Genomic DNA, 13,154 nt, shown 5'->3' with positions numbered 1-13,154 from the left:
TTCATCCCTCGGCACGCCGGTTCTCGGCGTGCCGCTCCAGTTCGGCCAGCAGGCCGTCCAGTTCGTGCGCGGCGGCGTCGCGCGGACCGTCGAGCGCCCCGGTGGCCGCCGCCTCGCCGCCGGCGCGTTCGACCTCGACGGCGAGCCCGGCGATGGTGGGAACGTCGAAGAAGGTCCGCAGCGGCAGGGCGACGCCGAGCCGTTCGCGGACCGAGGCGCGCACCACCGAGGCGAGCAGTGAGTGGCCGCCGACCAGCAAGAAACTGTCGTGCACGCCGAAGGACCGCACCTGTAGCGCATCCGCCCAGATCTCCCACAGGGTGCGCTCCGTCGCGGTCCTGGGCGGCACGGCGGGCGTGTCCTGCGGGCCGGGGTCCCGGGCGGTGATGCCGGGCAGTGCCCGTGCGTCGATCTTGCCGCTGGGTGTCGTGGGCAGCGCCTGGAGCAGGACCAGGTGACCGGGCACCATGTGGGACGGCAGCCGGTCCCGTAGCGCACCGAGCACCTCGGACGGTGTGGGTGAGCACCCGGCCCGCGGGACCACGTAGGCGATGAGCCGCCGGTCGCCCGCGACGTCGGCCGCCCGCACCACGCACTCGCGCACGTCGTCGCGGCCCAGCAGCACCGCCTCGATCTCGCCCGGCTCGATCCGGTAGCCGCGGATCTTCACCTGCTCGTCCGCCCTGCCCAGGAAGTCCAGCGCACCTTCCGGCAGCCACCGCACCAAGTCGCCGGTGCGGTACATGACGGCCCCCGGGCGGGCGGCGAACGGGTCGGGCAGGAAGCGCTCCGCGGTGAGGTCCGGGCGGCCCAGGTAGCCGCGCGCGACGCCCGCGCCGCCGACGTACAGCTCACCGGTCACGCCGATCGGTACGGGACGCAGCTCCCGGTCCAGCACATGGAGGGTGGTGTTGGTGAGGGCACGGCCGATCGGCACGCTCGTGGCGTCGTCGGGCAGCCGCTCCACCCGGTGGGTCGTGGAGAACGTGGCGTTCTCGCTGGGGCCGTATCCGTTGTGGAGGTGCCCGGGCGGGGCGCCGCCGCGCAGCACCGCACGGGTACGGCGGGCGTCCATCACCTCTCCGACGACGAACAGGTGACGCAGGCCGCCGAAGGCGCGCGGATCGATGTCGGCCACCCGGTTGAACAGGGTGCCGGTCAGGGAGACGATCGAGGGCCGCAGATCGCGGAGCGCGGTCAGCACCTCGTCGGGGCCGAGCGGTTCGTCGCCGGGCAGGACACACACCCGGGCGCCGTTGCCCAGCGCACCCCACACCTCGAAGGCGGTGATGTCGAAGGCCGGGTCGCCGAGATGCAGCAGGACGTCACCCGGACCGATGTCCACGTAGTCGGTGGCGGTGATCAGACGGACGACCGCACGGTGGGGTATGCCGACGCCTTTGGGGCGGCCGGTCGAGCCGGAGGTGTGCACCACGGCGGCGAGGCTGTCGGGGTGACTGGTGGACGGCGGCGGCAGGTCGGCCGGCCCCCGCGTGTCACCTGGCGCGTCGGTGGGCTCGGACGGCTCTCCCGTGTCCCGTTCGGCGTCGGCCAGCCGGAGCAGGGGCACGCCCAGGCCGTGCAGCCAGGCCGGTGGGGTGTCCCGGCTCACTACGGCCGAGGTCCGCGCGTCGTCGGCCATGAGGCGGAGGCGTTCTTCGGGGTGGCCGGGGTCGAGCACGAGATGGGCGCCGCCGGCGAGGAGGACGCCGAGCATGCCCGCGACGAGGTCGGCGGAGCGTTCCAGGTGCAGGGCGACGGGAGAGTCGGGGGTGACGCCGGCCGCGACGAGCGACCGCGCGATGCGGGCGGCCCGCCGCCGCAACTCCGCGTAGGTCCAGGTTCCGGTGCAGTCGGTGAGGGCGACGGCCTGGGGGGTCCGGGTCGCCCAGGTCCGGAAGAGGCCGTCGACGGTGGCCGGTTCCGGCAGGGGGCGGGCGGTGGCGTTCCAGACGTCGATGCGGGCACGGTCCTCGGCCGGCAGCAGGGGGACGTCGCCGATCCGGGCGTCGGGGTGCTCGGCGAGGGCGAGGAGCAGCGTCCGGAGGGCGGCCGTCATACGATCCGCCGATTCCGGCAGGCACAGGTCGGACGCGAGCCGCAGCTCGACGTCCGGCCCGCCGTTCGTGCCGTCCTCCTCGGTGACCGTGCACAGCAGGTCGTACGGGGTGAGGTCGTCGTCCAGGACGAGCGGGGAGGTGGTGAGCCCCGGCACCGCGAAACCGGTGCCGAGAGGGGGTGTCGTGGTGAAAACCGCCTGGCAGAGCGGGTGACGGCTCAGGTCGCGCTCCTTTTCCAGGAGGGAGACGAGCCGGCCGAAGGGGACGTCGGCGTGCGGTTCGGCCTCGTCCCGCGTCGCCGCGAGGCGGCGGACCGCCTCCCGGAAGGTGGGACGGCCCGTCAGATCGGTCCGCAGGACCAGCAGATCCTCGTAGGGGCCGAACGCCCCGTGCGCGCCGTGCGGTGGGCGCCGGTCGGCCGGGCGGCCGAACACCACGTCGTACCGACCGGTCCAGCGGGCCAGCAGCACGGCGAAGGCCGCCGCCGGCACGACCCACGCGGCGACGCCCTCCTCGCGGGCCAGCCGCCGCAGACGCTCGGCGGTCCCGCTCTCGAACCGGAGCCGTCGGCTCGTGCCCCGGTGGCCCTGGACCCTGGGCCGGGGCCGGTCGACCGGCAGGTCGAGCGGCTGGAGCCCGGCCAACCGCCGCGTCCAGTACGCCAGAGCGTCGTCCAGGCCCTTCCCCTCCAGGGCGGCCCGGTCCGCGTACGCGAACGGGCGCTGAAGCCCCTCCCGCCCCGACTCCATGCAGCACTGGGCCAGTTCACGTTCCAGGACGGTGAGCGATGCCCGGTCGGCGATGATGCGGTGGGCGGTGAGCAGCAGGACGTGCCGCTCCCGGTCGGTGCGCACCAGGGTGGCGCGGAGCGAGGGAGCGGTGCCCAGGGCGAACGGGCGGGCGCTCTCCTCGGCGAGGAGGGCGCGCAGCTTCGCGTCGGGCCCGGCCTGGCCGCTCAGGTCCACCTGGCGCAGGGGGAGGTCGGCCACCGGACGAACGGTCCGGAACGGGCCGTCGCCCCGGTCATCGAAGGTGCTGCGCAGCAGGTCGTGGCGGGACACGCAGATCCGCAGGGCCACGGCCAGGCGGCCGGCGTCCAGCGGACCTTCGACACAGGTGGCGGAAGAGAGGTGATGGACGGGATGGCCTGGGGTGAGCTGCTCCAGGTACCACAGTCTTAGCTGGCTTTGGGAGAGCGGCTGCCGGACCGCTGGGCCCGAGGCGGTCGTCGGTCGTGTTTCCGGGTCGTCGTGCACGGTTGCCTTCCCTGTCTCGCGGTGCGGCGGTGCGATGACGGACCGGGAGTCAGCCCGCCCGGTCGGCTTCCCCGGTCGTCGGCTCGGCCGGGCCGCCCGGGCCGCCCGGGCCGCCCGACCGCAGCCGGCTGCGCAGGCTCAACGGGCGCATGTCGGTCCATACGTCCTTGATGTGCTCCAGGCAGTCGCTCTTCGGGCCGGTCCGGCCCGCGTCGGACCAGCCGGCCGGGTTCTCCCGCTCGGCGGGCCAGATGGAGTACTGCTCCTCGTGGTTGACCACGACCTTGTACAGCCGGTCGTCATCGTCGGGCGTCCGTGTCATCGCCATGACTCCCCTCTCTCGCCGCTGGCGGCTCGGTCCGTGGTTGCGCCGTTCGTACGGCGGTCCGCTCCGGGTGGCGCTGGCGGATCGGAGTGAAGGCTGCGACGGCGGTCACGGCCAGGAAGACGAGGGCCACACCGGTCAGCGGTCCTTGCGCCCCCAGCCGGCCGACCAGGGCGGTGAGCAGGGCCGCGCCGAGGGGCGCGAGGCTGCCGTGGATCGTCCAGAACGCGGAGGTGACACGGCCGAGCAGGTGGTCCGGCGTCACCTCCTGCCGCAGCGACATCGAGCAGATGCCGGCCAGCGCCATGCCGAAGGAGTACAGGAAGATCGTCGCGGCTGCGACCGGCAGCCGACCGGTGCTGCCGAGCACCAGCACCGACACCGAGCACAGTGCCATCGAGCCGAGCCAGCAGCGGCCGAACCCCCAGGACCGGCGCAGCCGCGCGGTGGCCGCAGCCGCCACACAGGTGCCGACTCCGGCCAGCGCCACCACATAGCCGACCGTCCGCTCGTCCCGCCCCAGCCCGTGCCGCAGGTGGTAGATGAACACGTCCGTCATGCCCAGACTGAGGAACGTGGTGACGGTCAGCATCACGGTGAGCGCCCGCAGCACCGGCGACTGCCACAGGAAGGCCGCGCCGGTGCGGAAGCCGGTGCGCAGCTCGTGCGCGGTGTTCGTCCTGCTCGCGGGACCGGTGGCGGCCGGGGCCGGTGCGGTGCGCCGGAGCCGGATGAACGCCAGGCCCAGCAGAGAGATCCCGAAGCTTCCCGCATTGATCGCGACGGCGGCCGTGGGTCCGAACAGCCCGGACACCAGACCGGCCAGTGCGGGCCCGGCGATGTAGGCGACCGCGTTGGTCGCCTCCAGACGGCCGTTCGCCGCGACGATCCGGTCCTTGTCGACGAGATTCGGTACGACGGTGACGTACGTGATCTGGAACTGCATCTCGAAGACCGCCGCCAGGCCCATGACCGCGTACAACAGCCAGACCTGCGGGCCCAGCACCGTCCAGCAGACCGGGATCGCGCCGTAGAGCACCAGGCGCGCCGCGTCGCAGAGCATCAGCAGACGCCGCCGGTCGAACCGGTCGGCCCAGGCACCCCCCACCAGACCGGTCAGCAGTGAGGTGGCACCGGCCACGGCGGTGAGCAGCCCCATCTGCGCCGCCGATCCGGTGGTGTGCAGCACCAACAGCGGCACGGCCACCAGCGAAAAGGCGTTGCCGACCTCGGACAGCGCCTGGACCGCCCAGAACACGCAGAAATCCCGGTTGGACCAGAGTGAACGCGCGGCCATGCGAGAGCGGACTCCCCTTCCTGAGGCTCAACGGTCACCGGTGTACGGCTCGGCCATGGCGACCGCGATCCGGCGGGGGCCGGTGAACGGCTCGCGGCCGTGCGCGACCAGCATGTTGTCGATCACCAGAATGTCGTCGGCACGGTAGTCGAAGCGGGTCGACGCGCCCCGGTAACAGGCCCGCAGATGGTCCAGCACGTCGTCCGGAATGGTGACGCCGTCGCCGAAGTACGTCTGGCTCGGCAGGTTCTCCTCGCCCAGCATCTCCAGCAGCCCCAGCCGTACGCTCTCCGGCAGGGTGGTGGCATGGAAGACGGTCGCGTGGTTGAACCACACCGCCTCCCCTGTGACCGGGTGCCGGTGCACCGCCTTGCGCACGGCGCGGGTGCGCAACCCACCGCCGGGCAGCCACTGCGCCTCGATGCCCTGTTCCCGGCAGTACCGCTCGACGTGCGCGCGGTCGTCGCTGCCGAACGCCTCCTGCCAGGGCAGCCCGACCAGATCGCCGTAATTGCGTACGACCATCCAGCCGCGCTCGGCGAACTCCTCGCGCACCTCGTCGTCGACGGCTGCGAGCACGCGCCGGGTGTCGGCCAGCGGGGTGGCGCCCTGGGTCAGCGGTGGCCGGACACAGTGGAAGTACAGCGTGAGTGGCCAACCCGCCTGGTACGAGTTCTCGTTGTGCAGGAAGATCTCTTCCCCGGGCGGATAGTCGGTGGACGTGTAGACGTTGCCCTTGATGACGCTGCGCGGTGAGGAACGCTCGGTGTAGGGCAGGGGCTCGCCGGACAGCGCGCGTACGGCGTCCGCGAAGCCGTCCGCGCCCCGGACGCCGAAGCCGCGCAGCAGCAGCGCGCCCCGTTCCCGCAGGGCGGCCCGCAGGGCCACCCGGTCGGCGCGCAGCCGCTCGGCGGGCGAGCCGCCGTCTCCCTCCACCACGACCGGCAGTACCGCCGTTGCACCGGTCATCGCGACGCCTCCGACAGCAGCGGCAGCAGGCGCCTGGCACCGGCCCCGGCGGCCCCCTCGTCGCCCGGCTCCTCGGGTCCGTCGTCCGCCTCGGTCAACACCAGACTCAGCACGCGGCCGTTCTCCGAGAAGAGAAAGCGCTGCTCGGTGAGGGCGGCGAGGCATTCCCGCAGGTCGTCGGGTCCCTCCGGCCAATCCCGGGCGAGTTGTTCGGGCTTGGCCGGTGACGACAGCCGGCGCAGCAGCCGGCCGGTCGACGCGTCGACCGGGTGCACCCGCAGGACACCGGAACGGGAGTCCCGGACGGCGAGCCGGCCGTCGTCCTCGGCGACCAGGCGCAGTTCCGCTTCCGTCTCACCGTCCCAGGCCGCCCGCCACTCGGCCACCAGCCGGCTCAGCTCATCGTGCCGCTCGACCGCGTTGAGCATGTACGGCGCGAGGTTCTGGTCGGCGAAGAAGTACGCGAGGTCGGTCAGTGCCGCCTCGTCGAAGGGGTAGGTGAGCGCGTAGTAGTCCACCGGCTCGAGCGAGAGCCCGTACTCGTCTCTCCGCTTGAAGTAGGGGCTGAAGCGGTCGAAGCGGACCATGTACACGCCGTGGGGTGGTATGAGATGGACGAAGTCCCGCAGCTCCTCGACGTACTTGCGGTAGACCGCGGGATCCTCGCCGGGGAAGCCGATCAGCAGGTTCCATTCCGGTCTGATGCCGAACTCCGCGCAGTTCTTCAGGAACTGGAGGTTCTGGAAGGCCGTGGTTCCCTTGCCCATGAGCTTCAGCGTGGACGACGCCAGCGCTTCGATGCCGGGCTGTACGACGGTGACACCGGCGTCCGTCATGGCCCGCAGGTCCTGACGGCTCAGGGGAAGTTTCACCTCGTAGAAGATCTCCGTGCCCGGTGGCGGGTCCAGCCGTGGAAAGACCTCGCGCGGGTAATTGCGCGGCATCACGTTGTCGGTGCAGAAGAAAGACGTGTACTGCGGGGCGAAACCGAAAAGCCACTTGAACTGTTCGACGGCCAGCTCGGGAGCCATGGCGCGAAAGGCCATGCTCTCACCGTTGAGCCCGCAGAACGTGCAGTGTGAACGCTGACCCCACCAGCACCCGCGGGACGTCTCGAAGAAGAGGACCGGTTCACTGGCCCCGGTGCGCCGCAGCTCCGAATGGTCGTCCAGCGCATGGAAAAAGCTATCGTAGTCGGGCAGGAAGAAGTCGTCGATGTCCCGTTCGGTACCGATGGCCGCGCGAAACCGGGGGTTCTGGAAATTCCGGTGGGAGAGGATGCCGGGAATCGTGTCGACCCGGTCCACGTCGTCGTCCAGCACGCACTGCACGAATGCACCGAAGGTGTTCAACGCCGGACCGGAGAAGACGAAGTCGACCGCCGGTACGTGCTCGGCGACCACCGCACCCATGGGTGCCTCGCAGTTGGCGCCGCCCAGGACGGTGAGGTTGTGCGGGCTGCGCTCCTTGATGAGCCGAGCCAGGGCCATGCTCGGGACGTGCTGGGCGAACATGGAGCTGAAGCCCACGATGTCGGCCTCGTCGAGGCGGTACCGGTCGATCAGTTCCTCGCAGAACGGCAGCAGGCCGTCGCGGGCCCGCAGGATCTGCGCCCGGAAATCCTCCCAGCGGGCGCCCCGGTAGTACCGCTGGAAGTACTCCGCGGTGGTGTCGGGCGTACCGGGAAAGGCGATATGCCGGAACAGCCAGTCCCCGATGCCGGTGTCGACGTGGTCGTGGCTCACCGACAGGGACTCGTAGAGACGTGCCCCGAAAAACTCGGCCATGTCCTGGTTGAGATAGCACACGTGCGCTCGCGCCCGGCCGTCGAATTCCCGCTGAACGAGAGTCGACAACTGCCCCAAGGCAAAGGAAGGACGATTCCAGTCGGCAAAAGGCATGTTGACCAGAGCGATCTGCAACAACAGAGACCTCCGTGGCGATTGCTTCGAAGTCTAGGTTGACCCTTGATCTGTACACAGGGGACTTTCAGGCCAACGGGAAAACTTGTCACCCGCCCCTTCCTTCCGTTGTTCGCCCCCGCTTCCGCCGAGGACGTCCGCCCTGGTCCCTCGGGCCGTCCGGGAAGATTCCGATCTTGGGCGGAAGGGCCGGAGTCCGCTGCTTCTCCGCCGGCAAGTGCACAGTCCCGGCCATCGGCATCAGGCGGGCGCTGTTGTTCCACCGCTGCCGCGGGAGGTGCCGCTGGACGATCGGGGGCATCCCCGCCGGCTCCTGGAAAGGGGTGGACCCGGCGCTCTGCCTGGACCGATCGTGGCAACATGAACGATCACCGCAAGGTTGGGGGCGAGGAGGCCGGTGAGGTCCGCCGCTTCTGGGACCGGCTGGGCCTTCCCGGACTGGTCGACGTCCACACGCACTTCATGCCCGAGCGCGTCCTGCACAAGGTCTGGGACTACTTCGACGAGCAGGGACCACTGACCGGCCGGCTCGAGTGGCCGATCACCTACCGCAAGAAGGAGGCGGAACGGACCGCCCTCCTCGGGGAGTTCGGTGTCCGGGCCTTCACCGCGATGCTCTACCCGCACAAGCCCGGCATGGCCCGGTGGCTGAACGGATGGGCGGCCGACTTCGCCGGCCGCACTCCGGGATGTCTGCACACCGCCACCCTCTACCCCGAACCGGGCGTCGACACGTACGTCCGTGAAGCCGTCGAAGCGGGCGCGCGCGTGTTCAAGGCGCATGTCCAGGTGGGGGCATATGACCCGGCCGACGAACTTCTCGAGCAGGCATGGGGGGTACTGGCCGAGGCGGGGATACCCGTGGTGATCCACTGCGGCTCCGGGCCGGCGCCCGGCGAACACACCGGCCCCGGGCCGATCTCGCGGGTGATGGCGCGGCACCCGAGACTGCGGCTGATCGTCGCGCATCTGGGGATGCCCGAGTACGAGGACTTCCTCCGCCTCGCCGAGCGGTACGGGGAGATGCGGCTGGACACGACGATGGCGTTCACGGACTTCGCCGAGGGCTTCATGCCGTTCCCCCGCCAGGCGCTGCCCCTGCTCGCCGGACTCGGCGACCGCATCCTGCTGGGCTCCGACTTCCCCAACATCCCCTATCCGTACGTGCACCAGCTCCATGCCCTGGAGCGGCTGGGCCTCGGGGAGGAGTGGCTGCGGCGGGTGTGCCACGACAACGCCGCGCTGCTGTTCGGAATCGACTGACGGACCGGCCCCCGGTTTCTGTCCGGGCACTGAGACTCATGTCGCGTGACGTCCCGTGAGACAACCGGGGAACGGAACTGCGGGTGATCGGGCCGGCTGGGCGGCACGGCGGGTTGCTTGGTCGTGTTCGGTTGCCTTCAGCCCGGTTGGAAGAACGCGAGCATTTTCCGGCCGGCGTCCGGCGACGCCAGGATCTCCTGGACGTAAGCGGACTGCCGACCGGCGGCGCTGGTGCGTTCGAACATCTCGCGTTCGTATTCTTCGACGGCGGAGGGAACGTCGTCCGGGTGCGCGGCCAGCGCGAGGCCGAGCAGGGCGCCGTCGAGCAGCGCCATGTTGGCGCCCTGCCCCACCGGCGGCATCAGGTGCGTGGCATCGCCGAGCAGCGTGACGTCCGGCGTCGACGGCCAGGTCAGGCCGACCGGCAGAGCAGTGATCGACCGCGGCAGGATCGTGTCGTCGCAGGCTGCGATCAGTGCGGTGAACCGTGAGTCCCAGCCGGCGAACAGGTCGATCAGCCGCAGCCGGGCGGCGGCCGGGTCGTCGAACGGGATCCCACTGGTCGCGAACCAGTCCTCGGCGCTGTTGTAGAAGCTGAGGTAGACGCGTACACGGCCGTCGCCGTTGCGCTGCGCCGACAGGGATTGTCCGTTGCCGAGCACCCAGTAGTTGCCGCGCCCGACCATCGCCGCGAGGTCGGGGTGGGTGCGGTCGATGTCGGGAATGCCGAGTTCGACGGCGTTGTGTCCGGTGTGCGCTGGTCGGGCGTCGGTGAGCAGCGCACGGACCCGGGATCCCGCACCGTCGGCGCCGACCAGCAGGTCGTAGGGCGCACTGCTGCCGTCGGCGAAGTAGAGCAGGCCGTCGTCGGCGGATTCGAACGCGCACCCCCAGCGCACCGCGTGTTCGGGGAGCGAGTCCAGCAGCAGGTTGCGCAGATCGGCACGGTCGACCTCAGGTCGCTCGAGCGGGGCGTCGTCGGGCGTATCCTCCTGCAACAGCAGGGTGCCGTCCGGCTCGAGAAGACTCAGGTCCTGGCCTTCACGACGGGTAATCGCGTGGAACCGGTCGATCAGGCCGGCCTCGCGCAACGCCCGCTGTCCGGTCCCGGAGTGCAGATCGAGCATGCCGCCCTGACCGCGCGCGTCGCGCGACGGTTCCCGTTCGTACACCACGGCGTCGATGCCGTTCATGTGCAGCACACGGGCGAGGGCCAGGCCGCCCAGGCCGGCTCCGACGATGCTGATCCTCATGGTTGCCTCCGATTGGCGGTATTGCCTGCTCGCGGGAGATCGGCCCGGGTGCGCGGCACCGGCGGGGCGCCGGACGCGATCCCGGACTCGCCCGTCATCTCGGCCGGAAATGTGGCCAGTTGGCCGGCCGCGGCAGGCTCCGGCCCGCTGATCAGCCGGGTCACCGGCGGAGCCGGGGCGCGAGGACCGTGCGCACGACCTTGGCCACGTTGCTCGCGGCGGATCCGTCCTCTTCCGCGGGTTCCGGTTCCAGCACACGCTGGATCTGCAGCAGCAGCTGACGGGTCGACCGCCAGAGCGGGACGAACATGCCGGCCACCGGCCCGACGCCCTGGATCGGGCCGGTCGACAGCTCGGTGACCTTCTTGGCAAGCGTGACCGTGGTCGGGTCCCGCAGGATCAAGTGCACCTCCTCGCCGACCACTCGGATTTCCATCTTGCGTGCGGCGGCCTCCTCCGGGTTCGCGTCCGTGGTCGTCTCCGGATCCAGTTCGTCGATCTTGGCGGCGACCGCGTCCGGATCGACCCCGAGTTCGCGCAGCACCCTGGCCGCCATGCTGTTCTCCGCCCGCAGCATCGCCTCGAGCAGGTGGTGGCTGCCGACCGGTGCGCCACCGGCCAGCGCGCTGGCGGCGGACACGGTGTCCTCCGTGGCGGATGTGCCGGCCGGCCATGGGCTGGCCGCGACGTCCTGCGATCCCTCCGGAGACGCCAGCACCGCGGCGCGGATCTTGCTGATCGGGTTGATCCGTCCGGCAAGTACCTTCGCGCCGACGCCCTCGCCTTCCCTGACCAGGGCGAGCAGGATGTGCTCCGTACCGATGGAGGTGTGGTGCAGTTGCAGCGCCTCGCGCAGGGCGAGGTCCAGCGCCTTCTTCGCGCCCGACGCGAACGGGATATGGCCGCTCAGTTCCTGCGTGCCGGGCTTGACCACCGCGGCGATATCGACCTGCGCCGTCTCCTTGTCGTACCCGAGCTGGTGCAGAACTCGCGCCGCCTTGCTGTCCGGTGCGTCGAGCAGCCCCAACAACAGGTGCTCCGTGCCGATGTAGGGGTGCTTGAGCAGCCTCGCCTCCTCCTGAGCCGTGACGACCGCCTTGCGGGCTTCCACCGTGAACCGTTCGAATGACATGGTTCTATGGTGACAACCCTGTCAATACACTGCTATTGACAGGGTCACCCTGATGAAAGGAGGGTGTTGATGGAGACACCGTCGGGCTGGGAGGACCGGCTCGCACGCTGGCAGAATGAGCTGGAACTGTTCGAGCAGCTGGACGAGAGCCCCTGGGTCACGCTGGCCAAGGCCGAAGCCGAGACCGGCGTTTCGCGCTCGGCCCTGCGGTCCTGGTACCGCAATGGTGAGATCCGGTCCCGGCTGGTGGACGGCCCGAACGGGCCGCAGCGCCTGGTCCAGCTGGACGCGGTGATCGAGCGCGCCGCCGCATCACCGCGCATTCAGCGCAGGGCGGAACGGGAAGTCAGCCTGGAAGCCCAAGTCGCCCTGCTCAGGCACCGAGTTGACCAGCTTGAGCTGCGGCTGGCCGCGCTGGAACGGAAGTGACCGGCGCGAACAGCACCATGCCGTCGGTCTCGTGGCGGTTTCGGGAGCGGGATCCGGATTTGCCGTCAGAACCTGGACCGTAGGACGCGTAGCTCCGCGCGTCCGCATGGGGAGGTCTGCCACGCCCGGTCCCGGCCACGGCGCGCTTTCGGGGTTCCCCGACCGTGCCCGCAGCAGCCCACACCCCCGCTCACGGGGGCTGAGGCCGCTGGGACAGCAGGGTTCGGGCCGGGTCAGACCGGCGGTGAGGACCGCTGTCACAGCGTGCCGGTGTTGAACGAACGCGGTGGTCTGCTCGCCGTGAACTCCTCACCCATGCCCGGCCGCTCACCGGCTCAGCCGCTCTCGGCACGCCCCCATGGAAGCGACTGCGGCCACCCTGAGCCGCTGGCTGTCCTGGCACCGCCGCACACTCATCCTCGACGTCCTCGAGGACCTCCCCACCACCGCCCGCCAGCCGGCCTGACGTCTCCCCCGCCGCACCGCACGCCCCCGGCCGCTCCGGGACCTCCTCATCCTCTGGGTGTCCTTGCCCATGGTGCTGAACAGACGCTTGCCCCTGGCTGCTATCGCACTGTGGCGCCGGCCAGGACCTCGTCGACCTCGCGGCTGTCGGTCGGTGCGGGTGACTCGGTGACGCCGAGGAGGAAGGCCGACTGCTCGCTGCTCCGTGCGACGAGGGTGAGACGTATCCGACCTGCCCTCCCGCTGTCGTCGCGCACGCTCAGCACCACCGTGTACGCGGAACGGCCGCTCACCTTCGTGGCCCGGGACTCCTCCACCCTCGACGTGCCGTCCGGGTAGAAGAACTCCGCGTTGGACCGCGCCGCTGTCTCCGTCCACTGCCGCAGCGCGGACTCGTCGACGGGCCTGCCCCGCCCGGCGAGCACGGCGGCTCCGCCTCGGCCCTCGGGCCCCTCCGTGGTGATCGAGGAGGTGAATGCCTGGATCAGGTCCTTGCTGTCGTTGCGCTTCCACCCCTCGGGTACGGCGTACGAAAGGCCGGCCGCGGTGTCCGTCACGCGCGGTCGCCCGGACAGCGGGGAGCTGCCGTCGTCCCGGGTCAGCCACCACCGCACCGCCCCGGCGAGAAGCGCCAGAACCAGCGCGCCGACGGCGGCGGTGATCCAGGCGCGCCTGGTGCGCCGCTGCCCGGACGGGAGCGGAGGCGTCGGCGGCAGGGGCGGCGGGCAGACGGAGGGCGGTGTTGTCATAGCCCCAGTTTCCGGCTGCGGCCGGGCGCGGACC

General features: G+C 70.8%; 10 protein-coding genes. 2 read left to right on the top strand and 8 right to left on the bottom strand.

Features of this window, described 5'->3' with window-relative positions:
* Position 1 precedes the first annotated feature (1 nt).
* Genes ACIGYR_RS16080 through ACIGYR_RS16060 form a run of 5 tightly spaced genes read right to left on the bottom strand, consistent with a single transcriptional unit; the run spans position 2 to position 7,829 of the window.
* The gene (locus ACIGYR_RS16080; protein ID WP_399599677.1) at positions 2-3,316 is read right to left on the bottom strand and encodes an amino acid adenylation domain-containing protein; all 3,315 of its coding nucleotides are present in this window, start codon (positions 3,314-3,316) and stop codon (positions 2-4) included.
* Between the two features lie 49 nt (positions 3,317-3,365).
* Positions 3,366-3,638, bottom strand: coding sequence for an MbtH family protein (locus ACIGYR_RS16075; protein ID WP_399599675.1), 273 nt, complete (start codon positions 3,636-3,638; stop codon positions 3,366-3,368).
* Complete coding sequence (locus tag ACIGYR_RS16070; RefSeq protein ID WP_399599673.1) at positions 3,616-4,938, bottom strand: MFS transporter; 1,323 nt, start codon at positions 4,936-4,938, stop codon at positions 3,616-3,618. The genes ACIGYR_RS16075 and ACIGYR_RS16070 overlap by 23 nt, the downstream gene beginning before the upstream one ends.
* 27 nt (positions 4,939-4,965) lie before the next feature.
* Positions 4,966-5,907 (bottom strand): TauD/TfdA family dioxygenase, encoded by a 942-nt coding sequence (locus ACIGYR_RS16065; protein WP_399599670.1) that lies wholly within the window; start codon positions 5,905-5,907, stop codon positions 4,966-4,968.
* Positions 5,904-7,829 carry a RiPP maturation radical SAM C-methyltransferase gene (locus tag ACIGYR_RS16060; RefSeq protein WP_399600244.1) on the bottom strand — a complete coding sequence of 642 codons (1,926 nt, stop codon included), beginning with the start codon at positions 7,827-7,829 and terminating at the stop codon, positions 5,904-5,906. Before ACIGYR_RS16060 ends, ACIGYR_RS16065 begins: the two co-directional genes overlap by 4 nt.
* Positions 7,830-8,189: 360 nt before the next feature.
* Between ACIGYR_RS16060 and ACIGYR_RS16055 the strand changes: the two genes are divergently transcribed.
* Complete coding sequence (locus ACIGYR_RS16055; RefSeq protein WP_399599667.1) at positions 8,190-9,092, top strand: amidohydrolase family protein; 903 nt, start codon at positions 8,190-8,192, stop codon at positions 9,090-9,092.
* 137 nt (positions 9,093-9,229) lie between these two features.
* On the opposite strand, the gene ACIGYR_RS16050 is transcribed toward ACIGYR_RS16055, so the two are convergent.
* Complete coding sequence (locus tag ACIGYR_RS16050; protein ID WP_399599666.1) at positions 9,230-10,345, bottom strand: FAD-dependent oxidoreductase; 1,116 nt, start codon at positions 10,343-10,345, stop codon at positions 9,230-9,232.
* A 160-nt stretch (positions 10,346-10,505) separates the two neighbouring features.
* Positions 10,506-11,477 (bottom strand): Clp protease N-terminal domain-containing protein, encoded by a 972-nt coding sequence (locus tag ACIGYR_RS16045; RefSeq protein ID WP_399599663.1) that lies wholly within the window; start codon positions 11,475-11,477, stop codon positions 10,506-10,508.
* A gap of 69 nt (positions 11,478-11,546) precedes the next feature.
* Here ACIGYR_RS16045 and ACIGYR_RS16040 point away from each other — a divergent pair, with 69 nt between their 5' ends.
* Entirely contained in the window at positions 11,547-11,906 is a 360-nt protein-coding gene (locus ACIGYR_RS16040) for an excisionase (protein WP_399599660.1), read from the top strand.
* Positions 11,907-12,472: 566 nt separating this feature from the next.
* On the opposite strand, the gene ACIGYR_RS16035 is transcribed toward ACIGYR_RS16040, so the two are convergent.
* Complete coding sequence (locus tag ACIGYR_RS16035; protein WP_399599658.1) at positions 12,473-13,120, bottom strand: hypothetical protein; 648 nt, start codon at positions 13,118-13,120, stop codon at positions 12,473-12,475.
* Between the last annotated feature and the right edge of the window lie 34 nt (positions 13,121-13,154).

The organism is Streptomyces sp. NPDC053076 (genome assembly GCF_044546845.1).
In the GTDB taxonomy this organism is placed as follows: domain Bacteria; phylum Actinomycetota; class Actinomycetes; order Streptomycetales; family Streptomycetaceae; genus Streptomyces.
The sequence above is the reverse complement of the archived record's forward strand: the minus strand, read 5'-3'. Positions and strand labels throughout refer to the sequence as shown.